The sequence below is a fragment of the Gloeocapsopsis crepidinum LEGE 06123 genome, assembly GCF_015207655.1.
Classification (GTDB): Bacteria; Cyanobacteriota; Cyanobacteriia; order Cyanobacteriales; family Chroococcidiopsidaceae; genus Gloeocapsopsis; species Gloeocapsopsis crepidinum.
This window is the reverse complement of record NZ_JADEWN010000065.1, coordinates 1-22,732: the sequence shown is the minus strand read 5'-3', so window position 1 is coordinate 22,732 and position 22,732 is coordinate 1. Positions and strand designations below refer to the sequence as shown.

The window sequence follows — 22,732 nt, the reverse complement described above, 5'->3', positions numbered from 1 at the left end:
GCAACTATTAACAATTAACCATTAACAACCCTTAAGTTACGTTTGTTTTCATTCACTTACTGAATATGGTTTCAGTTGCTCGAAAAAATCTCCTAGAAGATCTACCACGCTTTCTTGTCGCCCAAGCGGGAATCATGTTTGCAGTAAGCTTGGTAACGATTCAAACAGGGATTTTTAATGGCTTTACTCGCTCAACGACACAGATTATTGAACACTCGCAAGCGGATATCTGGGTGACTTCTGAGAGTATTGTGCATCTGGAACTATCTTTGCCTATCCCTGCAAGCAAAGTTAATGACGCCCAAAAAGTAGATGGTGTTGCAAGCGCAGAACCTTTAACGCTCAAAGGTGCAATTTGGCGTAACTCGTTGCAAGAGATTGTCTTGGTGCGAATTATTGGCTTCGATCCCAATGGGCAACTGTTTGCACCCAAAAACGTTACTCAAGGCAGCATTAGTGCTTTATCGGAGCCTTACACGGTGATGCTGGATGGGACAAATCTCACAACACTTAATGTACACAATGTTGGGGAAGTTGAGGAAATTGCGACTTTGCCAGCACGAGTCATTGGCTTAACACAAGGAAATCGCTCGATTGTCTCTAACCCCTTTATATTTACTTCCTTGTCAAATGCTAACGCTTATGCTAACTCCGGTCAAAGTGCAACTTTATCGTGCAAAGTGCAAGCAGGTTCGTCAGATATTCAATGTACTAACGTTTATACACAGCCTGAGCCTGATACAACTCCTGTACCTAAACCATTAGCAGCATCCGATTTAATTACTCATGTCCTAATTCAGGCAGACTCAGGAGAAGATTTACAAGTACTCAAGCAAAGAATAGAAACTGCACTACCTAACACCCGCGCTTTTACTCAAGCAGAACTCATTAGACACAATCAACAATTTTGGCAGCAGCGTACAGGAATTGGATTTCTTTTGGGTCTTAGTACAATTGTTGGTGTCATAGTTGGAGTTGTCGTTGTCGGGCAAATTCTTTATTCGTCGGTATCAGATCATTTAAAAGAATTTGGAACGCTTAAGGCAATGGGTGCTTCCGACTGGAAAATTTATGGTGTTATTGTCGAGCAATCCTTGTGGATGGCAATCTTAGGCTATCTACCAAGTATGATTTTGTGCTACGGTGTGGGGGCTTGGACAATAGCAACACAGGGAATTATGATTTTGATTACTCCTATAAGTGCGATCGCAATTTTTGGTGTCACAGTTTTAATGTGTGTTGGTTCTGCTGCATTTGCCATTCAAAAAGTGACTCGCGTCGATCCAGCAATCGTTTTCAAAGCATAATCAAAATGATTAGTGACTAGCGACCAGTAAATTATAACTAACGACTAGCCACTAGCACCTCTAAGGTAGTTTAGTTATTCAGCTGCAGATGATATAACGCTAAAAACTACTTCTCGTCCTCGTAATATATAGGCGGCTCAACAGCAAAGTTATCTAACCTACCTGACTCGTCAACCACATAACCATCCGTGCTAGGTAATCCTGTTCCCTCTTCTTGCGCTTCTAACGCTTCCACCTGCCGTACACTTCTTTCCGTGTCAGTATTAGCAGGTATAACTGCATCTGGGGGATTGACATCGGTTGTTTGTGCCATTTGCACGCCATAGTGATTATCTCCTGGCGCTCCTCTGCCTGGCTCAGCTTCGCGAGGATCTTCTGGTAGTACTTGTTCGGGTTCGTTACTCATAATAATTTGATCTCTGCTGCAAACTTAAATGGCTTGATTTGAGCTAATTGCCTCAATTTATTTGAAAATATCTCATTCTGTATTTGGCTTATCTCTTTCGTAGGGATTAAATTCAGGTAAATTTAATTGAGAGGCTTGTTTCCTTGTTATTTAAGCATCGTTGCCAGGTAACAAGGCTTTTAGAACTGTGGCAACTCCTAACGTTGCAGCGGCTACAGCACCCCACTTTATTGGTGGATTCTTATCTAGCCAATCAGTGAAACTGGGTATCGTTAAATTGCTGAAGTCTCCTTCCGATGTGTCATAACCTTCGATAGGTTCAAATACATTGTTTGGTGCGTCTTCTGACTTCGGTTCATCAGTACGTTGCCCCACAAAACCGATCGCTAGTAACAATGCATCAACGAGTTGCGGCGAGACTTTTTGCATAAGATCGAGAATCTTACCAATATCTCCAACAATAAAATCGCGTGTTGGATGCTCAGCAGTATACAAAATTGCCTCTGCAACCAAGCTTGGTTGATAATATGGTGGTACTCCTGTTGGTTTTACACCTAATTTGGTGCGGGCTTTGTTGTAAAACGGCGTATTAATTACCGCAGGCATAATGTTTGTCACGCTGATAGGAATACCTTCGTGCATCAATTCGACACGCAAGGCTTCTAAAAGCCCTTCTACACCATGTTTTGAGGCAGAATAAGGACTTTGTAGCGGAATTGCACGTCTTGCTTCTACTGAGGAAATACTGATGAATGCACCACGTCCTTCACGTTTAAGGTGTGGTAGTGCAGCCATCGCACCGTATGCTTGTCCTGTCAGGTTGACATCAATAACGCGCTTAAATTCTTCTGGCGTGATTTTCTCAAATGGAGACAGTACGGCTGTAGCAGCAGCATGAACCCAGGTGTCTATTCTACCGTAAGCTTGTACAGTTTTGTCTGCGATCGCTTTTACCTGCTCAAAATCACTCACATCCGCTAGTACATAGATCGCCTCACCACCAAGGCGTTGAATCTCTTCTACAAGAGATCGCAATCCTGATTCACTTCTTGCTGCTACAACAACTTTTGCTCCACGCTTGGCAAATTGCAATGCTGTTTCTCTACCAATTCCACTAGAAGCACCGACAATTGCTACGACTTGTTGATTGATGGGTTTAAGTTGAGTCACTTTTACTCCTAAATTTTTCCGCACCCTCATTACTTCCCTAGGTAAAGAACTTTGTGAACTTTTATTAATTAACTTAGAAAAATTTTAAGGAGTTAGACATCAACCGTAAGGTTGACAAAGAGAGATTTAGTTTAACGATTTGAGGTCTGAGTGAAAAGATTTTTTTATCTCAATACTTATAACTCCCCGTCATCCCGTCACTCTCCCTCATTTATTTTCGCGCGGTACTTTGATTTGAGAAGTTGTCCCCAAAGGGGATTGTAAGGATGCACTTGCGTTGTCTGATTGTTGTCTTGAAACACAGGACGCCCTTCATTGACCCATTGAAAGATACTACCTTCAAGGTTATATGCGCGCTTGTAACCAGCCTCAGTTAATTTTGCTGCAATTTTCGCGCTACGGTAGCCTACTGAGCAATAGACAACAATTGGTGTTTCCTGCGGCGGTAAAGCTGACAACTCAGGTTGCTTCGGATCGATATGCTGTGCTTGTTGCAGATGACTCACTTGATATTCTGCTGCATTGCGAGCGTCAAGTAAAATCGGCTGTGGCTTTTGAGAGTTCTGCCATTGTGCTAATTCTTGTGTCGTTAACCATTCAACTGTGGGAAACTTACGCCTAATGAGGGGTTTCAAAATCCAAAAAGCAAGCGATCGCCAACTAAGCACCCCTACAATACTTATACTTAATACGATCGCACTCCAAATTATCTTGCTATCAATTTCATTCTTCATGACGTTATAGGCGATCGCTCCTCACCTCGATTATTACGAAAAGTTTAATATTATGCGAGTCAATGGTTCATTGACTAAAAATTAGTGTTAGGATTTGGCAACTTAGATCGTCTAGGTAACTGAATGTTTTTCAACACTCTTGCAGAGCTTTCACGTAATCACTGTATTGCCTTGTGTGCAGTATTAGTTCCTGCTAACTTAATCGCTACCTCGCTGACAATGCTGCTGACAGCGTTGCGGCGTCCCTTATCTCAGGTCTACCAATCAGCAGGAATTGCTAGTATCTTTGCAGTGTTGATGTTGTTGCACATCTGGACTTGGTTCGCGATCGGAGTTGTGATGGCTCCAACATACATCTTGCTATGGTTAGCAAGCACCTGTTTATTAACTAATTTAGGGTCAATTATTGTTGCCAGACGCTTTGCAGTAAAACGTCCTGTGGTAGCACAATAATGTTTGATAGTTCGCTGCTAGCAATGACTTAAGATAAGTGGGCTAATTAACCAAATTAATATTGTTGTAAAGTAGACATTTTGCTTATCTACACTCAACATCTTATATAGTTATCCTAGGTTGAATTAAGTTGATAGAGCTAGCTAACTTATAGTCTGTTACTGCATATTATCAGATTTGGACGATCAATCCTTTTTGTGTAATTTAGTAATTTTTAGTTTAAATACTTAGGCTTTTAGGTATAGAACTAGCGATAGATGAATAAAGAAAAGCTTAAAGATTAATTTCAGTATATAAGTTTACTGAAATTTCTATGCTTACTTCTCCGCAGCCATTAAAAGACGTTTTCTTTTGCCCAGAAGAATCAGATTTTTATGCATTTTGCATAGAATCATTAGTTTTAAATAATTGTCCTGCCTCAAAAGCGATCGTTGAATTTGGCTCCGGTGATGGTAGTCCAGTAATAAAATCATTAGTGAGGACAAGATTTCCTGGAGTGGTACACGGCTTTGAAATCAATCACTTAGCGTACGAAGCTGCTCAATCTAAAATAGAAGCCTTTGGATTAGCGAGAAATTATATAATACACAACACGTCATTTTTTGACGCGGCACATCAAGCTGAGTATTTAATCTCAAATCCGCCTTACTTGCCTGCGAAGGACAATAAAATATATCAGCCATTGCTGCATGGAGGAACAGATGGGATTACTATTACAAAAAAGCTTCTATCTTTGGCTTATGAGAATGTATTATTAATGATCTCTAGTTACTCTAACCCAGAAAGTCTAATAGATTATGCAATAACAACAGGATACGGTATTGCTGATTTTATAGTTTCACCATTAAAATTTGGCTACTATAGCTCTGACCCTAAAGTACAACAAAGAATCACAGAATTAAGAAAAAACAATCAGGCTTTTTACTCAGAAAATATCTATATGCTAGCAGGTGTTCTATTTACAAAAAAACATAAGCTAAAGTTAGATTTATCTGAAGAATTACTTCAAATAATGACTGCTCTATAAACATTTCTACTATTTTTTAAAAATTACGTTCCCTATCAAGAGACAACAGGGAACGTAATTTTGCTTATTTGACTGCAGCTAAATCAGCTTCTTTTGCCGATCGCACGATTGCTTCTCCTGCGCGATCGCCCATTAGTTTTTCCTGATCGTATCCCAGCAAGATTTCCCAAGCTTGTTCAGGGTACTTCTGTGCTAAAGGCAAAGCAACATCATCCAGCATCCACTGTCCATGACGTTCGTCTTCTCGAATATGTAATTCCCAGTAACCCATTGCAGCTTGTGAAAGTTCCAAACGTTGGGCTGCTGCAAGATAATTGCGATAAGCCGCAGGACCTGCTACTTCAAAATAAGTTAATCCACCATTATAGCGCAAAAAGTATCGCTTGCATTCTGTGACTAGAAAGTTATGGTTAGCGCAGGCTAGCACTTCCCAAGGAACCAGATCGAAGTATGCTTCGGGTTCAGTATTCATGCCAAACTCAGATAGCATTTGAGCAAAATAGGTTGAGTGCTTGCGTGATAAGCGACCATTACCATATTCTTCAAGTAACACTTTAGTTAGTGTTGCTTGTACTTCATTCGCTGCACCACCTAAAATTCGCGAAAGGCGGCTACCTTCAACTAAACCATCAAAAGAACCAATGGCAAGTATCCGGCGATATCCGGCTTCTGTTGTTTGTTCGCGGATATAACGACTATCCTCAGACAACGGCGGATCGAGATCTCGCGCACCGCGTTCTGCTAACCCTTGCTTAACATCTTCTTGTTGAATTGCAGCAACATCAAGTTGTGCTAGTTCCCACGCTTGCCAAGGTAGTTCAATGCGATCGCGTACACTACGCAAATAAGCCGAACGTTCGTTAGTATAGTGCCGCAAATCGTCGTACCAAAACAGCTTTAGGCGGTTAATACGATACAATACGCGCTGTAAAAAACGATGGGCTGCTTCATCACCCGATCCGGTGTAATAGGCATCTTGAATAGCGCGATCAATTGATGCTTCAAATTGACTGGCAAGTTCCGGTTGTGCTGCTAATTTTTCGTCTAAATCTATCATATCGAGCAGTTCTACAAATTGCTGCTCGGCGTCATTGTATACAGTTTGGTTGGTTTGTGTAATCATCGCCTCAGCGGTAATACTTCGGATAACATTGAACAAGTTATTACAATTGTCCGTAATGCTCGCATCGCAATACTCCACTCTAGAGGTAGATCATTGAAGACACAAGAAAAATGCTAGATTCGCTTTGGAGCAATTGTTAAGATGACACCAGTTGGTGCAAGTTAAATGAAAGTAGCAATTACAGGAGCAACAGGATTTGTCGGTGGTCGCTTGGTAGAACGCCTCCACGCACAAGGCGACCAAGTAGTAGTTTTTACACGCAATTCTACAAGTGCCCAACGAGTTTTTCCTAAGGAAGCTTACCCTAACGTAGAAATTGTGGCATATAGTTCTACAGAATCAGGCTTTTGGCAAAATGCAATTGCTGGTTGTGATGCAGTTGTCAATCTTGCTGGAGAATCGATCGCCGAAGGACGTTGGACAACCCAACGCAAGCAGGAAATATTTCAAAGCCGCCAACTTGGTACGCAAAAAATTGTCGAAGCGATCGCCAAAGCAAATCCTAAGCCTAAAGTTTTAGTCAATGCTTCTGCCATTGGTTACTATGGCACAAGTGAAACAGATACTTTTGATGAGTCAAGTTCATCGGGTAATGATTTTTTAGCGGAAGTCTGTCGCGCTTGGGAAGCTGAAGCACAGAAAGTCTTGGATTATGGTGTTCGCCTAGTTATCTTAAGATTTGGTATTGTTTTAGGGATGGGCGGTGCGATCGCACGGATGGTTACTCCCTTTAAACTCTTTGCCGGTGGTCCAATTGGTAGTGGTCGTCAGTGGTTTTCCTGGATTCACCGCGATGACTTAGTCAGTTTGATTGTTGAAGCAATCAACCGCGAAGATATTCAAGGTGTGCTCAACGCTACTGCACCCAATCCAGTACGAATGGCAGAATTTTGTCAAATGATGGGAGAAGTTATGAATCGCCCTTCTTGGCTACCAGTTCCTGGTTTTGCGATAGAAGCGCTTTTAGGAGATGGTGCAATTGTTGTTTTAGAAGGACAAAAAGTTTTGCCGCAACGAGCACAAGCGTATAATTTTGAGTTTCAGTACCCGAATGTGAAACAAGCGCTAGCAGATATTTTGTCATAACTAAGCTCGTGTCTTGATAACTTTTAAGTTCAACTACTTCGGTTCAAGTGGCGGCTTAATTGAAGATAGTTGGTGAGACAATTGTCGCTAAACTAGTGCTAAATCTGCTTAGCTCATCAATCTCACAGAATTTGAGACGTATTGTATGACTAAGATTACGATGCTTGTACTCTGAATCAAGCAATTGTGTGAAGTCTGTCAAAGTTTGCAGCTATGGCAGTAACTTTCAAGCAATCCGTTTCGAATGAGTTGTTATATTCCTATTCACAGCAATTTCTCCATGACGTAGTTGATGAATATTTCACCCCGACAAGTTACCTCTTGCTGTTTAACAGTTGAAAACCCCATGCGTTGGAAAAACGGTTTTGCTGTGATGCTTGCTTCAACAAATAGATGATTTATCTCTAAGTCAAGTGCCTTCGCTTCAATTACTTGATAAATTTGACTGCCCACTCCACAACGTTGATAGTTTTTGTGACAATAGAAGCAGTCGATATGACCATTAGGCTCTAGCTCTGCGAATCCAGCAATTACACCCTGATCGTCAGCAACATAGGTAAATCGACTGAAACATCTCTTCTCCCAATCGATGAAGTGAATATCATCAGGTGCCCATGCTTCAATTTGAGCACTTGAGTAATTGCGGATGTTGATTTCATGTACTGTTTCGTGAAATAACCGTGCTACTTGTTCAGTATCCTGTTTTTCAAACAACCGTATTTTCACTGTGTTCACCTCATCGATAATCTAGATGTCTCCTTTTCAGTAGCTTAGTGTTGATTCAACTTTAGATGCTGATAGTTTTTTCGACCCCGACTAATCCAATGTCCATACCCATAGGTTTAGTAAATAGTCATTTTAGTTTCTCCGAAAAGCTGACTCAGTGCGTGCTATCGTTCACACAATTGCCAATTGCGTGATGCAAATGCATAGCAGTTTTCGATGAAAGTGAGACAAGTCAAAGACACTCAGAAGATTCATCTGTAGAAGTTGCGGCACAGTCGTTCTATTTTCTCTAGAACTTTACTTATCAGGATTGCTGAGAATATCTGCTATATTTTTACCCTACTTGTTCGTTTTTTAGAGCAGAGTTACTTGTCAACGTTAATGGCGATCGCACTTAACTATTGCCTGCTGAACGATCGCTCGAATACGGGGTATGGTAGTTGATTAAGTTGTCCCCGATCAGATCGCGCTGTGCGAAATTAGCAGTTATCGCAGTCGAACAGACATATGAAGTTTTTTGTCCGTTTTATTTCGATTGGTCGCTGCTCAACATTACTGTTGTTGTGAGTTTAACCGCTTAAATATCCAACTGATTAACCCACTCACGATTGACCCAGCCATCAAGATACCGATTGCAGGCGTAAACACTGGTTGCCATAACTTGTACCACAGATCTAACCCAAGGGGAATATGGAGTGTATGACCAATTACTGCGATCGCCAGCCAAAAAAAACTCAATAAAACAAGGAAAAAGTCGGCAACTAAAGCAGTATTCAACCAATTTAATAATTTGTCTTTCATTTAAATTAAACTGGATTGCAATAATCAAATAAACTAAGTGGGTAAAAATAAAGACAACTTTAAAATTTGTGCTAGTCAATGGTCACTATAAATATTTTTCATTAACAATTAACCATTAACGATCAAGCGCACTATATCCTAGGCTTCAAACAACCAGCTTTGAACTCTTTGCAGGCTTTTCCATTCAGGTTTGCGAGTTAAACCATCCTCAATACTTTGTTTAATTTCATCGCGCATTTCTGAGTCAATCATAATCAATTGCATCGCATGATCGATGTGTTCTCGTACTCCTTTTTGACCTGTTTCTAACATAGCAACTGCAAGATTCACGCGGGCTTGGGGATCGTGAGGATGCAGCTTTACTGCTTTTTGGGCTGCCTTGTACGCTGAGTTTGGTTTGTCATTCAGCAAATAAATCCACGCCAAACAAGTCCAAGCTGCACTACTTTTAGGAGAGCGATCGCAAAGTTCTTGAAAAACTGGAATCAAAGTTGCAGGGTCTTCACCAGCTTTGTAGCGTTCTATAGCAGTTTCAAATAGAGAGCCGACCGTTTCTGTCATTACTAAGTAAGTGGGTAAAAATAAATGTAACTAAAACTGGGAATTAGTAGCAATCAGCAATTAGCTTTTGTTGATTTTCTCATGGCTAAATGCTAACTGCTTTCCAATTACCCATTACTTGCTCTAAAGCCTGACAACATACCAACTTAATTAAACTCCGAACGATTTACCGCACCCACAAGTTTGGTTGGCATTGGGATTGGTAAACTGAAAACCGCCACCAATCATAGCATCGCTATAGTCAAGCATTAAACCATAGAGGTATAGCATACTTTTGCGATCGCATACGATTTTGAAGCCGTTGTAGTCATAGACTTCATCATCGCTACGGATTTTGCTGGGATCTTCAAAATCCATCATGTAAGACATTCCCGAACAGCCGCCTTGACGAACACCAACTCGTAAACACAAATCTTTACCTTGTCGGTCACGCAAAAACATTACTTGGCGTAAAGCTGCTTCACTGAGTAGAATACCGCGTTGTTGTGATGGTGCTTGTACCATAATCCGATCAAACTCCTGATATCTTTTAACGTAAACTTATCTCAGCTTTTTCGTTTATTTTAACGGCTGAGATACAAAGGTTTGAGGAATTTACTTTGCTCCTTTAAAAGCACTCCAAAGGTTTCTATCCTAGTATTAAAGGGTTAAATACATATAGAGATTGTAACCCTCAAACAGCAGAGACTTGCAAAAAGGCTCTCAAACTAATGCTTCACAATCGCATTGTTCTGGTTAGCTTGGTTATATGACAATGTCCTTAAATTGCTCTACCCGTCGTCGATTACAAAAATTAAACCAGATCTCGAGTGTCTGGGAAGGAGATCGACGTCCTTTGTCAACTCACAAAGACTCAGAAGTACAAGGTGAATGCATCTTGTGGGTAGACGGTTCGCAAGGCGTTGTTAGAGCTATGGATGTAGTCGCCCCAGAAAGTGGTCCAGAAGCTGTGGTGCGTACCTTACTGCGGGCAATGGAACATCCCAATTCTCCAGCCAAACCCGCACGTCCTCAAAAAATTGTCGTCAGCGATCGCGAATTACAGTTCTTCTTGCGTGGTGTCCTTCAAGAACTCGAAATCGTCATTGACTATGTGCCACAATTGCCACTCATCAACGAACTGTATCGTGGATTCCAAGAAGTTAGAAACGAGTACACGCCTGATTTACCATCACAGTTTGCTGAACCTCTCAAGAAGAAAGCCCTAGAAATATGGCAAGCTGCACCTTGGGAGTTGCTCGAAGAACATCAAATTCTGGCAATTGAGCTAAATCAAAACGATGTTGGCACACTTTATGCTTCGGTTATGGGAATGTTGGGAATGGAGTATGGAATTTTGTTCTATCGCTCTCAAGATTCACTGCGACGATTTCGAGCTTCGGTTTTGTCTGATGAGGAAGAATCTCCAGAATTGCTAGAAGAGGCTTTTTTGAAGCAGGATTGTTTATTTTTAACATTTGAACGAACAGGGGGGGAAGAAGATGAGGAAATCGATATTATCGATTTAGCAGATCTGCCAATAACCCAAATTCAACCTTCGTTTGGTATTATTCACCCGCTTGAAGGATTGCGTGCAGTGCTTTATGAAGAAGAAGCAGCAGCAGTATTTCTCGCGCTGGCAGCCCTTGCCAGATTTATCAGCAGCAAACGCCGTCAATTGAATGCGGAAGTGTTTCCAGATTTAAGCGATCGCTATCGCATTGCTTTACCAAAAAATAAAACTCGTAAAAGTGTGCAGGTTGATGTCACTGTTAACACAATGCCAGAATTGGCAGCAGAGCTAGAAGCAATGGCGGGTTTTGGTCATGAAGATGAATTTGTGGATGTAGATGATGTACCAAGCTTAGGAGCAATTAGAGATGATTTGATTCCTGAAGACTCTTTTCTTAGTCTGGGTGTCATTTCGTGGGAAATGGTAGAGCATCTGCGTGAAACTGCGACACACTTTGCACAGCCTGGAGAAATGACCTCTAGAGGAGATGGCTTACCAGTAATTTTGATTCAAACCTCTCGTCCCAAAGCCAAAAATTTAATTGAAGCAATTCAAGCAACCGGAGGACTTAAGGGTATTGGGTTCAATCCTGGGGCAGATGTCTTCGGTGGCGATCGCTATGACTTGGGTATTCTACAAACTGAAAATGACGAGTTATTTCTCTTCGGTGAATTTTTAGAAGACGATTCCGTTCATATCGCTGCACGCAAAAAGTGGGACGAACGCTGCAAAAAAACCGAAGGCTACTGTGGTTTAATCATTGCCCGTGGCTTAATGGGTGCTTCGCGGGGACAGCCGCAATTACGCGACATGATGGCATTGTTTGAAGCGCGATCGCTTTCTCCGCAAGACTTAGGAATTGGTACGCTGCAACTCATGCCACAATTTGAATAAAGTATATAAGCAGCCTTGACTTAAGAAACTTACAATTACCCACCATCACTATTGGAAAATTGCGATCGCTCTAAATTAGACAAAATATCTCCTCTCCTTCAGATTAAAATATGTAAAGAAAATGTGAGAAGGATAGAGTGAATGCGCGTTGCAATCGTCGGAGCGGGGTTGGCTGGGCTAGCAACCGCCGTAGATTTAGCAGATGCTGGGTGGGAAGTAGAAATTTTTGAATCTCGCCCGTTTGTTGGTGGTAAGGTCGGCAGTTGGATAGATACCGATGGCAATCATGTTGAAATGGGACTCCACGTCTTTTTCGGTAACTACTACCAACTATTTGAATTAATGAAGAAAGTAGGAGCCGATCAAAATCTCCGCCTCAAAGAGCATATCCATACCTTTATCAACAAGGGAGGAAAAACCGGAGCCTTAGATTTTCGTTTTCTCACCGGCGCACCTTTCAACGGCTTAAAAGCCTTTTTTACTACATCGCAATTATCCGTACAAGATAAAATCCAAAATGCAATCGCACTTGGAACAAGTCCCATTGTCCGCGGGTTGGTAGACTTCGACGGCGCAATGACAACAATCCGAAATTTGGATGATGTCAGCTTTGCTGATTGGTTTCGCCGCCAGGGAGGTTCGCAAGGTAGCTTAGAGAGAATGTGGAATCCAATTGCTTACGCGCTAGGCTTTATTGATACCGAAAATATTTCAGCACGGTGTATGCTGACAATCTTTCAAATGTTTGCTGCACGTACTGAAGCATCAGTATTGCGAATGCTTGAAGGTTCGCCTTATGAATACTTACACAAGCCAATTATTGATTACTTAGAAGCACGGGGAGCCAAAATTTATACTCGTCGCCGTGTCCGAGAAATTCAGTTCGCTGAAGCACCGACTCGCGTCACAGGATTAGTTATTGCGCAAGGGGACACTGAAGCAATAATGACTGCGGATGCTTACGTGTGTGCGTGTGATGTCCCAGGGGTTCAGCGTTTATTACCACAACAATGGCGCAAGTGGACAGAATTTGACAATATTTATAAATTAGATACAGTTCCCGTTGCTACTGTACAACTGCGATTTGATGGTTGGGTGACAGAATTACACAATGCCACCGAACGCCAGCAACTCGATCGTGCTGCGGGTATGGATAATTTGCTATACACTCCCGATGCTGATTTTTCTTGCTTCGCTGACCTAGCATTGACTAGCCCTAGCGATTATTATCGTGAGGGACAAGGTTCATTGATGCAACTTGTACTGACTCCTGGAGATCCTTTTATCAAACAAAGTAACGAGGCGATCACACATCATGTTTTGCAGCAAGTCCATGAGTTGTTTCCTTCTTCTCGTCACCTAAACATGACGTGGTATAACGTTGTCAAACTAGCACAATCACTCTATCGCGAAGCCCCTGGGATGGACCCCTATCGCCCACCTCAAAAAACACCTGTGGAAAACTTTTTCCTCGCGGGTAGTTACACCCAGCAAGACTATATCGATAGTATGGAAGGCGCTACTTTATCTGGACGCCTTGCAGCTAAAGCAATTTTGGAAAGCACAGTAGCCGTTAGTCCCCAACCTTCAGCGGTTGGTAGTTAAACCACAGCAAACACAAAGGAATATATCGAATGCCAGATTGGTTAGAACATAGCGTGCAGGTTGAGGTGGATGCACCCATTGATCTCGTGTGGAGTTTGTGGTCTGATCTTGAGCAGATGCCTCGGTGGATGAAGTGGATTTCATCAGTTAAGGTTTTAGAAGATAATCCTGAACTCTCTCGCTGGAAGCTCAATACCGGGGGATTAGAGTTCACATGGCTATCGCGAATTCTCAAAATGGTTCCCCAGCAAATTATTCAATGGGAATCAGTTGATGGATTGCCCAACCGCGGCGCAATTCGCTTTTACGATCGCCACAACACCAGTATTGTTAAACTTTCTATCTCCTACGCAATCCCTGGTATTTTAGGTAAAATTATGGATAATCTATTCCTTGGTCGTGCGGTGGAATCAACGATTAAAGCAGATTTAGAACGCTTCCGCGACTATGCACTCCAAGCAAAAGCTGCACAGAAATAATATAGCTGCGGTAACTAAATTAACAAGCTATAAGCTATATTTGACTATTAATAGTTAAGCTTGCTGAATGAAATTCCTACGAGGTTATCTTGTTAGCCTTGTCAATCCTAAATTTATGCCAATTGCTTTCAAGGTTGCAGTTACCATAGGTTCACTGCTGTTTGTCATCAATCATGGTGCAGCTTTTATCCAAGGAAAAATGACGCGCGATCGCTGGATCTCAGCGATTCTTACTTACTTAGTCCCCTATTTCGTGAATATTCACGGTCAATATATCAGTAGTTCGCGAAGACTTTAACTAAAATATCTCTCATTGAAGAGGGAATTGGGTTTTACAGAGATTCCCTGATCCCGTTCCCTTTTAAATCTACCAAGTTGGATCGCTAAACAAATGAATAACTAGTTCATCATATCCAGGTGGTACTGTGGTTATACAAGCACGGATTGTGTCGCCATCTTCTAGTTCTACTTCACAAGCGTGACACGAACCCATCAAACACCCCGTAGGAATTGTTACCCCAGCGCGATCAGCAACATCTAATAGCAGTTCGCCTACTGTAGCTGTAACCGTTACATCATCTGGCAAAAAATGTATTTTAACTGCCATGATCTCAAGACGGCAAAATCTTCGTCAAGTCTAAGTTTGCTTCTACAATAGCAGCAAGTGTATTTAAGACCATTTCGCGCTGCTTGCGATAGTTGGACACACCTGTAGGTAAAGATTTTAAACCACGTTGTTGCCGCAGGCGATTTAACCAAGCGCGCCGCCAAGCGCCGTTATCGAAAATACCATGCAAGTAAGTGCCCCATACAGATTGATAATTATCGACTAAGCCTAAGCTAGAGTCATCAAATAAAGCTTGATAAGTATTAGGTGCTGTGTCTGGAGATTCTACTAAGCGCGATCGCCCTTGATGAATTTCATATCCTGCCACAGGTAATCCGACTTGCGGAAAATTAGAGACAACTTGTCGCTGTCGCGCTATTTTTTGCCCAGTAATAACAGTTTGAATTGGTAATAAACTTAATCCCTTAAATCTTCCTGCTTCCCCTTCGACTCCTTCAGGATCAGCGAGGAATTTACCTAACATTTGAAAACCACCACAAATTCCCAACACAGTACCACCTGCTGCTGCATACTGTTGAATTGCTTCTGCCATTCCCGTTCTTTGTAAAATTAACAAATCAGCAATTGTTGTTTTTGAACCTGGAATAATGACAGCATCGGGATGTCCTAGATCTTGCTTGGGACTAACATATTTGAGCAATACACTGGGTTCGGCTTCTAAAGGATCAAAATCTGTAAAGTTAGAAATTCGAGGTAGTCGGATAACTGCAATTTCTAGTTCACCTTGCTCTTTGTGTGACTTGCGTTCGAGTAAGTCTAGAGAATCTTCTGCTGGAAAGACTTCTTCAATCCAAGGAATAACACCTAAAACAGGAATTCCTGTGCGTTCTTCCAACCATTGAATACCTGAGTCTAAAAGCGATCGCTGTCCGCGAAATTTATTAATAACGATACCGCGAATAAGCGCTCTTTCCTCTGGTTCCAGTAGTTCTAAAGTTCCTACTACATGGGCAAAAGCACCACCTCGATCAATGTCAACAACCAGCAAAGTGGACGCATTTAAGTGTTTTGCTACCCGCATATTTGTTAAATCGCGATGCTTCAGATTAATTTCTGCAGGGCTTCCCGCGCCTTCACAGACAAGTAAGTCAAAATCTGCCGCTAAGTGTTGTAACGATTCTGTAATTGCTTGCCAACCTACCTCAAAATACTGCTCATAGTAATCAGTTGCACTCACTCTTCCTACAGCTTTTCCCTTCAAAATCACTTGAGAAGTCATATTCCCTTGGGGCTTGAGGAGAATGGGATTCATATCTACTGTTGGTGTTACTCCTGCAGCCCAAGCTTGTACTGCTTGTGCATAACCAATTTCGCCCCCACTGGTGGTGACATAGGAGTTTAAAGCCATGTTCTGTCCTTTAAAGGGCGCAACCCGCCAGCCACGCCGCGCCAGAATGCGACAAATAGCTGCACTAAGGAGCGATTTTCCAGCGTGAGATGTGGTTCCTACCACCATGATTGCTTTCATAAGGGGCGTTTAGCTCAAGAAGTTAAAAAAGTGAGGTATCAAGTTGGCTATAGTTATGTAGCAGGGATCAAGGGTCAGGGTTAAAACAGGGGCTAGGCAATGCTTTGCCCGTAATTAGAGAAATGATTCTGGGTTTCTCTATAATGTCCTAACCATATTGACTGTTGCCATAGCATAAGTCTCATTTTATATTTTTCCCTTTTCCTGCTCACTTTTAACTACTTGTAAAGTAATCTCAATTAAAATGGCAGTCGCAACCAGCGGTTGAGCGTATTAGTTATGAGATCGCGAGGTGTCGATTCCCACGTTCCTTGTTCTTCTAGCACTTGACGACCTAGCGGTGTTAAGCGAAAACTATCTGTAATTCCCTGTCCATCGACTTCCCGTCGCAATACTCCCACTTTGACTAACCACAGCAACGCATTTTCTACTGATAATTCGGATAAAGGACGTTCGATATAGCCTTGCTGCACTCCTGTCGTAGCGATCGCACTTACTGGAACACTTTGATAGCGCATCGTTTCAAATAAATGCCTTTGAAAGGGAGAACAGACAAGCGACACTTTTGCTCTTTTTATTGTCTTGCTCGGATAAAGAACTTTTTTAGGAGTTTTGGGTTCAGCAGTTGACATTTTGTATATATTAATACACTTCTTGCAAAAAATACCGTTAACAATATCTTTTGGTGCTAACTACCTATTTTAAACAGTTGTTGCTCAGTGCTGAAACCCCAACCATATGTTGTAGAAGTAAATAAGTAACTATAATCTAGGTTACTGCATAGAATATCACTATATTTGTAATAGTCATACTTACAGTAAGTGATGGCTTTGTGATAGTTTTCAGTGGAATTGCGCATGACAAAAAGTCAGAGTATTTCTAAATTTGTGTTGTAGCTAAGTAATGTAGACAAAGCTACAAAATTATGATTTACTACTTGCTAATTTGCATTTCTGATTTAAGCATTGAGACAGCCATAACCTACTTCAAAAGATGTAGTAAAAACAATCAAATAGCTTCTAGGGTTCCGGTTTAAATTATCAGAATTATTGGAAATTTAAATGACTGGTCCAAGAGAAGCAGCCAGCCTGGAAGTCGAAAGAACTAGGCGGTACACGGCGGGAAAAAAGCCCGGGAGAGACACAAAACAGTACAACTACTGTGACTGGCTGTCCGGGCTTTTGTATTGCTAGAAGTAATAATCTGGTTGTAACTTGAAACTTGCAGGATAGAGACATGACACAAGGCGAACGCCCTTCCGAACAGAATTCTACTGAAGCACAAAGAGCTTTAGAAAAAGAGACTCAGTTATCTTTTACAGGCTGGCAACAAGAAGTTTCGCGTGGTTTAGAGTTTGGGTTAGAAGCTGCAGAAAGCATTCGCGATCGCACAATTTCTACATTCTCTCGCGGTGAATTACCTCACTACGCAGGTATCAATACTTTCCTGAAAGCACCTTACATCGAAGATGTTCGTAAAGTAGGTGAATATGACGTAGCGATCGTTGGTGTGCCACATGATTCAGGTACGACTTACCGCCCAGGAACGCGATTTGGTCCGCAGGGTATTCGTCGCATTTCTGCTTTATATACACCATATAACTTTGAACTCGGTGTTGATCTACGCGAACAAATAACTTTGTGTGATGTTGGTGATGTTTTCACAATTCCTGGCAACAACGAGAAGTCTTTCGATCAAATTTCTAAAGGTATTGCCCATATTTTTGGTTCGGGCGCTTTTCCCATTATTTTAGGAGGAGATCATTCAATTGGTTTTCCTACAGTACGTGGAGTCTGCCGTCACTTAGGCGATAAAAAAGTAGGAATTATTCACTTTGATCGCCACGTAGATACGCAAGAGACGGACTTAGATGAAAGAATGCACACCTGTCCTTGGTTTCACGCAACAAATATTAAAAATGCCCCTGCAAAAAATTTAGTGCAATTAGGAATCGGCGGTTGGCAAGTTCCACGTGCAGGTGTTAAAGTATGCCGCGATCGCGCTACCAATATTCTCACTGTTACTGACATCACCGAAATGGGCTTAGATACAGCAGTGGAATTTGCTCTAGAACGAGCGTTAGATGGTACTGACTGCGTTTATATTAGTTTTGACATTGACTGTATCGATGCCGGATTTGTCCCTGGCACAGGCTGGCCTGAACCAGGTGGTTTATTACCTAGGGAAGCACTTTATCTACTCGGTAAAATTGTTCAAAAAGCCCCAGTATGCGGTTTAGAAGTCGTTGAAGTTTCTCCACCTTACGATGTCAGCGACATGACTGCACTAATGGCAACTCGCGTAATTTGCGACACGATGGCGCATTTAGTTATTTCAGGACAACTACCCCGAAAAGAGAAACCAGCTTACATCCATCCTGAAGCAACACCTGAAGTTATCAGTGAGTGGCAGTAGAAGATGCATGAAACTGATATGACTAAGGCGTTAATTGCAACGCTGCAAGATTGGTGGAAAGCTCAATCAGAACCGAAAATATCCTGTGTTCATCTAGTTGTTGGCAAATTTACTTGCGTAGAACCTCTGAGTTTGCAGTTTGCTTTTGAGGTGCAAAGTCAAAACACATTTTTAGAAGGAACCAAATTAAGTATTAGAGAAACACCTTTAATTGCCTTTTGTCACCACTGCCAACAAGAATATCATCCTGAAATTGGTATTCAATATGCTTGTCCTCAATGTCATTCTCCAATGGAAGACATTCGTTCAGGACGAGAACTCAAAATTGACCGCGTTGAATACTCAACTAACACAATAGAGGATACTTATGCACCAAACTTTTGACGCTGCATTGGGCATTAATTTACTCCATGCTAATCAGCAAGGCGCAGAACACAATCGCGCTCATTTCGATCAGTGGGGAATTATTTGCCTAAATGTTATGAGTAGCCCTGGTGCAGGGAAAACTGTTTTATTAGAGAGAACTTTGGCAGCTTTGACCAACGAGTTTAAAATTGCTGTCATTGAAGGAGATATGACCACAGAGTTAGATGCAAATCGCTTGCGGCAATACAATGTTCCTGTTATTGCAATTAACACGGGGCGTTCTTGTCATCTTGATTCCAAAATGGTTGCAGGAGGAATTCATTGCCTCGCACACGAATATAACCCGTCAGACTTTGATTTATTACTAGTAGAAAACGTAGGTAACTTGGTTTGTCCCGCAGAATTTGAAGTAGGAGAACACGCTAAAGTAGCGCTACTCAGCGTTACAGAAGGAGAAGATAAGCCACTTAAATATCCTGTCATGTTTCAAGAAGCAGACTGTTTGCTAATTACAAAAACTGACTTAGCTCCTTATTTGGAAATTGACATAAGTCAAATAGAGGCAAATGTTCGTCAAATGAATCCTCATGTCACAATTATTCAGGTTTCTGCCAAAACTAATGACGGTCTAGAAAACTGGTTTAATTGGCTGCGAAATGCTGTGCAGTCAAATACTGCAAAATCAGTTATGAGCTTGACCTAAAACATAAATAGATTGCTAGTAACTTCTTGATTGCTAGCATCTATAATTTTAAATTACTTTTTACATATTTTATAGATGAAAACAATGAAAATACATAAATTATTATCGCTTATAAGCATATTTCTAGTAAGTTTAACTGTTGCTGTTAGTTGTACCCCTTCACAACAAGCTACTAATACTACTGCAACAAGTACACCAGTTCAAATGGGTTATAGTGGTTGGCCTGGTTGGTTTCCTTGGGCAGTTGCCAATGAACAAAATTTATTTGCTGCAAATAATGTCCAAGTAGATCTGAGATGGTTTGATGGTTACTTAGATTCTATGAATGCCATGAATGCAGGTCAATTAGATGCTAACTGCCAAACTTTAGATCAAACAATTAGTTCAGTATCGAATGCCTCTGATCAAGTTGTTGTTTTAGTCAATGACAACTCAACTGGTAATGACAAAATTATTGTTCGTGAAGGAATTAATAGTATTACTGATTTGAGAGGTAAAAAAGTTGCCGCAGAAGAAGGAACTGTAGATCATTTCCTACTACTTTTAGGAATGAAAGAAGCTGGTATGACTCAAGCAGATGTTGAATTCTTACCTTTAGAAACAGGTGCAGCAGCCGCAGCATTTGCCGCAGGAAGAGTTGATGCAGCAGCAGTTTATGCTCCATTTACAACTAAAGCATTAGAACGCCCTGGTAGCAAAGAATTATTCAGTTCCAAAGACTTTCCTGGTGCAATTCCAGACCATTTAGTTGTTAGCCGCAAAATGATAAATGAGCGTCCACAAGACGTCCAAGCACTTGTAAATACGTGGTTTGATACTTTAGACTTTGTGCAAGCAAACCAAGAGAAATCTCTGGAAATTATGGCTCAAAGAGCTGGTGTTTCAGTTGAAGACTATAAAACCTATGATGCGGGTACAACAATTTTTACTGTAGAGCAAAACTTACAAGCTTTTCAACCAGGAAATGATATGAATTCGTTACACTATGCAGCTAAAGAAATTAACAACTTTCTTTTGGAAGCTGACCTAATCAAGCGTACTCCAGATTTATCACGTATGTTTGACGATCGGTTTGTGAAAGCTTATGCTGCTTCCCACAAAGGTTAGTCATGTCTTTAGAAAGTTTTGAGTTGTGTTCGCGAAGGAGGGTGCCGGAAGCATTTATTTTAAGTTTTGAGTTGTGAATGCGTGAGTTTTGAATTAATTAAAAGAAATTTCAAAACTTCTCTTAAACTCATAACTCATAACTCAACATTCATAACTCTCATAACTCAACACTCAACACTTCACGACTTAACACTCTTTATGAATTCTACCCCTCCACATAAAACGCTGCCACCAACTATTTTTTGGCGTATTGGTGAAGATATTCCTCAGTCCTTAAATTGGACGTTAATGTTTTTGTCGATCGCAGTGCCTTTTGGGCTATGGTGGATTGTTTCTAATTCTGGGGTGGTAGATTCTTTATTTTTACCTACTCCTCTAGCTGTTGGCGAAGCACTTTTACGGTTATGGCAAAATGGGACTTTGCTCGAAGATATAGGTGCTAGCATTTTTCGAGTTTTGGGTGGTTTTTTGCTTGCAGCTATAGTTTCAATTCCACTAGGTATTTTGATGGGTACATTTAATAGTATTCGTGCTTTGATGGAACCTGTCATTGGTATTGTGCGCTATATGCCAGCACCTGCGTTCATTCCTTTACTCATTCTCTATTTTGGATTAGGTGAATTACCTAAAATTCTTTTAATTTTTATTGGAACCTTGTTTTTCAATACCTTGATGATAATGGATGCAGTGAAATTTGTTCCTAAAGAACTAGTAGAGACAACTTACACATTAGGAGGATTACGAAAACAAGTTTTACTTCAAGTTATTACTCCCTATGTTTTACCAAGCATTATTGATTCTTGCCGCGTCAACATGGCTGCTTCATGGAATTTAGTAATTGTTGCTGAATTGATTGCTGCTACAACAGGTTTAGGACGTAGAATCAGTATAGCTCAAAGGTATTTAAGAACAGATGAAATCTTTGCTGGAATAATTGTTATTGGTATTATTGGTTTAACTATTGATTTATTTTTTCGTTTACTTTTAAGAGTTTCTGCTCGTTGGGTAAATAAATAATTTTCTATAAGATGAAGGACAGTTGATGAATTTATCAGTTCATAACTTACATAAACATTTTAAGACTAAAAAAGGGACATTAGTTGCGCTACAAAATATTAATTTAAAAATTGAGCAAGGTGAGTTTGTTTGTGCTGTAGGAGCTTCTGGTTCAGGAAAATCCACTCTACTGCGATTGATTGCTGGGTTGGATACTCCGACATCGGGTGAAATCAAGGTTAATGGTGTTTCTGTGACAGGACCAGGAGCTGATCGAGGGATGGTATTTCAAAAGTATACGCTTTATCCGTGGATGAGTGTAGCGCAAAATGTTGGCTTTGGATTAAAGTTGCAAGGTGTTCCTACTGCTAAACGACGCGAACAAATTGCGTACTATTTGGATATTGTCGGATTAACTCAATTTGCTCATGCTTTACCCAAAGAACTGTCTGGAGGAATGCAGCAGCGTGTGGCGATCGCACGGGCTTTAGCATCTCAACCAAGAATATTACTTATGGATGAGCCGTTTGGTGCTTTAGATGCCCAAACAAAAGAGAGAATGCAACAATTCCTACTTGAGTTGTGGCAGCGTACGGGAACAACAATTTTAATGATTACTCATGATGTAGAAGAAGCACTTTTTCTTTCGCAACGTCTCTACGTTATGACTTCTCGTCCAGGCACAATTAAAACTGAAGTAAACATGGATTTACCAGGCGATCGCACTTATCACTCAAAAAAGCATTCTGTCTTTCAGGATCACAAAGAAATGGTGCTTAATTTACTCCGCGATGAGGAATTGCCAGAAGTAGTGCCCTGCTAATTACACAATTTGAGAACTGATATTACCTCATTTCTCTAAGGGAATGAGGATTTTTTTATCTTTATGGCATTCAGCCAATTGACATTGTTGTGTGATTTTACGGCATTTTCAGCAAAGTGGCTGACAGATTTGAGTAGTAAGTCTATCCGTATTAAGGCATGAATGTAGCTTAAAAATTTAATACAGCAATTAGATACGACTTGTAATGTAGAAAATAAGCAAGGTTATGTAAATAACCTGAGTTCGGGTTAAGCAGATGGAGGTAAAGCCCATTCTAAGTGAAGGGAGGGCTTTTTGGGCTGATGACAATAAGCAATCAAACCACAGAGGACATTAACACCAAAATTGACGGGACTACGATG

General features: G+C 41.0%; 25 protein-coding genes, 1 pseudogene and 1 riboswitch. Of the genes and pseudogenes, 14 read left to right on the top strand and 12 right to left on the bottom strand.

Going from position 1 to position 22,732, the window contains the following annotated elements; genetic code table 11:
• Positions 1-65: 65 nt before the first annotated feature.
• Positions 66-1,307 (top strand): FtsX-like permease family protein, encoded by a 1,242-nt coding sequence (locus IQ230_RS21060; RefSeq protein WP_193934208.1) that lies wholly within the window; start codon positions 66-68, stop codon positions 1,305-1,307.
• A gap of 106 nt (positions 1,308-1,413) precedes the next feature.
• On the opposite strand, the gene IQ230_RS21055 is transcribed toward IQ230_RS21060, so the two are convergent.
• From IQ230_RS21055 to IQ230_RS21045, 3 genes are all read right to left on the bottom strand, one after another.
• The gene (locus tag IQ230_RS21055; protein WP_193934207.1) at positions 1,414-1,713 is read right to left on the bottom strand and encodes a hypothetical protein; all 300 of its coding nucleotides are present in this window, start codon (positions 1,711-1,713) and stop codon (positions 1,414-1,416) included.
• A gap of 150 nt (positions 1,714-1,863) precedes the next feature.
• Positions 1,864-2,883, bottom strand: coding sequence for an SDR family oxidoreductase (locus IQ230_RS21050; protein WP_322742515.1), 1,020 nt, complete (start codon positions 2,881-2,883; stop codon positions 1,864-1,866).
• A gap of 197 nt (positions 2,884-3,080) precedes the next feature.
• Positions 3,081-3,617 carry a rhodanese-like domain-containing protein gene (locus tag IQ230_RS21045; protein ID WP_193934205.1) on the bottom strand — a complete coding sequence of 179 codons (537 nt, stop codon included), beginning with the start codon at positions 3,615-3,617 and terminating at the stop codon, positions 3,081-3,083.
• 123 nt (positions 3,618-3,740) lie between these two features.
• Here IQ230_RS21045 and IQ230_RS21040 point away from each other — a divergent pair, with 123 nt between their 5' ends.
• Together IQ230_RS21040 and IQ230_RS21035 are read left to right on the top strand one after the other, a co-directional pair.
• A complete protein-coding gene (locus IQ230_RS21040; protein WP_193934204.1) occupies positions 3,741-4,070 on the top strand; it encodes a hypothetical protein in 330 nt (109 codons plus the stop codon).
• 313 nt (positions 4,071-4,383) lie between these two features.
• Positions 4,384-5,097: a methyltransferase gene (locus IQ230_RS21035; RefSeq protein ID WP_193934203.1), complete on the top strand. Its 714-nt coding sequence runs from the start codon at positions 4,384-4,386 to the stop codon at positions 5,095-5,097.
• Positions 5,098-5,161: 64 nt separating this feature from the next.
• Here IQ230_RS21035 and IQ230_RS21030 read toward each other — a convergent pair whose 3' ends face one another.
• Positions 5,162-6,220, bottom strand: coding sequence for an iron-containing redox enzyme family protein (locus IQ230_RS21030; RefSeq protein ID WP_193934202.1), 1,059 nt, complete (start codon positions 6,218-6,220; stop codon positions 5,162-5,164).
• 165 nt (positions 6,221-6,385) lie between these two features.
• Here IQ230_RS21030 and thyD point away from each other — a divergent pair, with 165 nt between their 5' ends.
• A complete protein-coding gene (gene thyD, locus IQ230_RS21025) occupies positions 6,386-7,306 on the top strand; it encodes a thylakoid membrane protein ThyD (RefSeq protein WP_193934201.1) in 921 nt (306 codons plus the stop codon).
• 264 nt (positions 7,307-7,570) lie between these two features.
• On the opposite strand, the gene IQ230_RS21020 is transcribed toward thyD, so the two are convergent.
• The 4 genes from IQ230_RS21020 to IQ230_RS21005 all read right to left on the bottom strand — a co-directional run bounded on the left by IQ230_RS21020 (position 7,571) and on the right by IQ230_RS21005 (position 9,898).
• Complete coding sequence (locus IQ230_RS21020; RefSeq protein ID WP_193934200.1) at positions 7,571-8,032, bottom strand: GNAT family N-acetyltransferase; 462 nt, start codon at positions 8,030-8,032, stop codon at positions 7,571-7,573.
• A 552-nt stretch (positions 8,033-8,584) separates the two neighbouring features.
• Positions 8,585-8,833: a hypothetical protein gene (locus IQ230_RS21015; RefSeq protein WP_193934199.1), complete on the bottom strand. Its 249-nt coding sequence runs from the start codon at positions 8,831-8,833 to the stop codon at positions 8,585-8,587.
• 138 nt (positions 8,834-8,971) lie between these two features.
• The gene (locus IQ230_RS21010) at positions 8,972-9,394 is read right to left on the bottom strand and encodes a tetratricopeptide repeat protein (protein ID WP_193934198.1); all 423 of its coding nucleotides are present in this window, start codon (positions 9,392-9,394) and stop codon (positions 8,972-8,974) included.
• Positions 9,395-9,544: 150 nt separating this feature from the next.
• A complete protein-coding gene (locus tag IQ230_RS21005) occupies positions 9,545-9,898 on the bottom strand; it encodes an iron-sulfur cluster assembly accessory protein (RefSeq protein ID WP_099703394.1) in 354 nt (117 codons plus the stop codon).
• Between the two features lie 244 nt (positions 9,899-10,142).
• Between IQ230_RS21005 and IQ230_RS21000 the strand changes: the two genes are divergently transcribed.
• The 4 genes from IQ230_RS21000 to nrtS all read left to right on the top strand — a co-directional run bounded on the left by IQ230_RS21000 (position 10,143) and on the right by nrtS (position 14,162).
• Positions 10,143-11,780, top strand: coding sequence for a DUF6930 domain-containing protein (locus IQ230_RS21000; protein WP_193934197.1), 1,638 nt, complete (start codon positions 10,143-10,145; stop codon positions 11,778-11,780).
• A 141-nt stretch (positions 11,781-11,921) separates the two neighbouring features.
• The gene (gene zds, locus IQ230_RS20995) at positions 11,922-13,385 is read left to right on the top strand and encodes a 9,9'-di-cis-zeta-carotene desaturase (RefSeq protein ID WP_193934196.1); all 1,464 of its coding nucleotides are present in this window, start codon (positions 11,922-11,924) and stop codon (positions 13,383-13,385) included.
• Positions 13,386-13,414: 29 nt separating this feature from the next.
• Positions 13,415-13,864, top strand: coding sequence for an SRPBCC family protein (locus IQ230_RS20990; protein ID WP_099703397.1), 450 nt, complete (start codon positions 13,415-13,417; stop codon positions 13,862-13,864).
• A gap of 67 nt (positions 13,865-13,931) precedes the next feature.
• Entirely contained in the window at positions 13,932-14,162 is a 231-nt protein-coding gene (gene nrtS / locus IQ230_RS20985) for a nitrate/nitrite transporter NrtS (RefSeq protein WP_193934195.1), read from the top strand.
• A 69-nt stretch (positions 14,163-14,231) separates the two neighbouring features.
• On the opposite strand, the gene IQ230_RS20980 is transcribed toward nrtS, so the two are convergent.
• From IQ230_RS20980 to IQ230_RS20970, 3 genes are all read right to left on the bottom strand, one after another.
• Positions 14,232-14,471, bottom strand: a complete 240-nt coding sequence (locus IQ230_RS20980; RefSeq protein WP_193934194.1) for a 2Fe-2S iron-sulfur cluster-binding protein — start codon at positions 14,469-14,471, stop codon at positions 14,232-14,234.
• Between the two features lie 4 nt (positions 14,472-14,475).
• The gene (cobQ, locus tag IQ230_RS20975; protein WP_193934193.1) at positions 14,476-15,960 is read right to left on the bottom strand and encodes a cobyric acid synthase CobQ; all 1,485 of its coding nucleotides are present in this window, start codon (positions 15,958-15,960) and stop codon (positions 14,476-14,478) included.
• 239 nt (positions 15,961-16,199) lie between these two features.
• Entirely contained in the window at positions 16,200-16,592 is a 393-nt protein-coding gene (locus IQ230_RS20970) for an Npun_F0494 family protein (protein WP_193934192.1), read from the bottom strand.
• A 376-nt stretch (positions 16,593-16,968) separates the two neighbouring features.
• Positions 16,969-17,100, top strand: a riboswitch (guanidine-I (ykkC/yxkD leader).
• 96 nt (positions 17,101-17,196) lie between these two features.
• Between IQ230_RS20970 and speB the strand changes: the two genes are divergently transcribed.
• The 6 genes from speB (at position 17,197) to IQ230_RS20940 (ending at position 22,370) form a co-directional block, all read left to right on the top strand.
• Entirely contained in the window at positions 17,197-18,375 is a 1,179-nt protein-coding gene (gene speB, locus IQ230_RS20965) for an agmatinase (protein ID WP_193934191.1), read from the top strand.
• Between the two features lie 3 nt (positions 18,376-18,378).
• Positions 18,379-18,759 carry a hydrogenase maturation nickel metallochaperone HypA gene (gene hypA / locus IQ230_RS20960; protein ID WP_193934190.1) on the top strand — a complete coding sequence of 127 codons (381 nt, stop codon included), beginning with the start codon at positions 18,379-18,381 and terminating at the stop codon, positions 18,757-18,759.
• Positions 18,743-19,444: a hydrogenase nickel incorporation protein HypB gene (gene hypB / locus IQ230_RS20955; RefSeq protein WP_193934189.1), complete on the top strand. Its 702-nt coding sequence runs from the start codon at positions 18,743-18,745 to the stop codon at positions 19,442-19,444. Before hypA ends, hypB begins: the two co-directional genes overlap by 17 nt.
• A gap of 84 nt (positions 19,445-19,528) precedes the next feature.
• Positions 19,529-20,551, top strand: a complete 1,023-nt coding sequence (locus IQ230_RS20950) for an ABC transporter substrate-binding protein (RefSeq protein WP_193934188.1) — start codon at positions 19,529-19,531, stop codon at positions 20,549-20,551.
• A 198-nt stretch (positions 20,552-20,749) separates the two neighbouring features.
• On the top strand, positions 20,750-21,568 hold the full coding sequence (locus IQ230_RS20945; RefSeq protein WP_193934187.1) for an ABC transporter permease: 819 nt from the start codon (positions 20,750-20,752) through the stop codon (positions 21,566-21,568).
• Positions 21,569-21,593: 25 nt separating this feature from the next.
• A complete protein-coding gene (locus tag IQ230_RS20940; RefSeq protein ID WP_193934186.1) occupies positions 21,594-22,370 on the top strand; it encodes an ABC transporter ATP-binding protein in 777 nt (258 codons plus the stop codon).
• A 248-nt stretch (positions 22,371-22,618) separates the two neighbouring features.
• On the opposite strand, the pseudogene IQ230_RS26940 reads toward IQ230_RS20940, so the two are convergent.
• Positions 22,619-22,732 (bottom strand): annotated as a pseudogene (locus IQ230_RS26940) (IS982 family transposase); the annotation flags it as partial.

Bases quoted from the DNA above. Each gene is read 5' to 3' on its own strand.
- IQ230_RS21060 (WP_193934208.1), top strand. From the start codon at position 66: ATGGTTTCAGTTGCTCGAAAAAATCTCCTAGAAGATCTACCACGCTTT.
- IQ230_RS21055 (WP_193934207.1), bottom strand. From the start codon at position 1,713: ATGAGTAACGAACCCGAACAAGTACTACCAGAAGATCCTCGCGAAGCT.
- IQ230_RS21045 (WP_193934205.1), bottom strand. From the start codon at position 3,617: ATGAAGAATGAAATTGATAGCAAGATAATTTGGAGTGCGATCGTATTA.
- IQ230_RS21040 (WP_193934204.1), top strand. From the start codon at position 3,741: ATGTTTTTCAACACTCTTGCAGAGCTTTCACGTAATCACTGTATTGCC.
- IQ230_RS21035 (WP_193934203.1), top strand. From the start codon at position 4,384: ATGCTTACTTCTCCGCAGCCATTAAAAGACGTTTTCTTTTGCCCAGAA.
- IQ230_RS21030 (WP_193934202.1), bottom strand. From the start codon at position 6,220: ATGATTACACAAACCAACCAAACTGTATACAATGACGCCGAGCAGCAA.
- thyD (WP_193934201.1), top strand. From the start codon at position 6,386: ATGAAAGTAGCAATTACAGGAGCAACAGGATTTGTCGGTGGTCGCTTG.
- IQ230_RS21015 (WP_193934199.1), bottom strand. From the start codon at position 8,833: ATGAAAGACAAATTATTAAATTGGTTGAATACTGCTTTAGTTGCCGAC.
- IQ230_RS21010 (WP_193934198.1), bottom strand. From the start codon at position 9,394: ATGACAGAAACGGTCGGCTCTCTATTTGAAACTGCTATAGAACGCTAC.
- IQ230_RS21005 (WP_099703394.1), bottom strand. From the start codon at position 9,898: ATGGTACAAGCACCATCACAACAACGCGGTATTCTACTCAGTGAAGCA.
- IQ230_RS21000 (WP_193934197.1), top strand. From the start codon at position 10,143: ATGACAATGTCCTTAAATTGCTCTACCCGTCGTCGATTACAAAAATTA.
- zds (WP_193934196.1), top strand. From the start codon at position 11,922: ATGCGCGTTGCAATCGTCGGAGCGGGGTTGGCTGGGCTAGCAACCGCC.
- IQ230_RS20990 (WP_099703397.1), top strand. From the start codon at position 13,415: ATGCCAGATTGGTTAGAACATAGCGTGCAGGTTGAGGTGGATGCACCC.
- nrtS (WP_193934195.1), top strand. From the start codon at position 13,932: ATGAAATTCCTACGAGGTTATCTTGTTAGCCTTGTCAATCCTAAATTT.
- IQ230_RS20980 (WP_193934194.1), bottom strand. From the start codon at position 14,471: ATGGCAGTTAAAATACATTTTTTGCCAGATGATGTAACGGTTACAGCT.
- cobQ (WP_193934193.1), bottom strand. From the start codon at position 15,960: ATGAAAGCAATCATGGTGGTAGGAACCACATCTCACGCTGGAAAATCG.
- IQ230_RS20970 (WP_193934192.1), bottom strand. From the start codon at position 16,592: ATGTCAACTGCTGAACCCAAAACTCCTAAAAAAGTTCTTTATCCGAGC.
- speB (WP_193934191.1), top strand. From the start codon at position 17,197: ATGACACAAGGCGAACGCCCTTCCGAACAGAATTCTACTGAAGCACAA.
- hypA (WP_193934190.1), top strand. From the start codon at position 18,379: ATGCATGAAACTGATATGACTAAGGCGTTAATTGCAACGCTGCAAGAT.
- hypB (WP_193934189.1), top strand. From the start codon at position 18,743: ATGCACCAAACTTTTGACGCTGCATTGGGCATTAATTTACTCCATGCT.
- IQ230_RS20950 (WP_193934188.1), top strand. From the start codon at position 19,529: ATGAAAATACATAAATTATTATCGCTTATAAGCATATTTCTAGTAAGT.
- IQ230_RS20945 (WP_193934187.1), top strand. From the start codon at position 20,750: ATGAATTCTACCCCTCCACATAAAACGCTGCCACCAACTATTTTTTGG.
- IQ230_RS20940 (WP_193934186.1), top strand. From the start codon at position 21,594: ATGAATTTATCAGTTCATAACTTACATAAACATTTTAAGACTAAAAAA.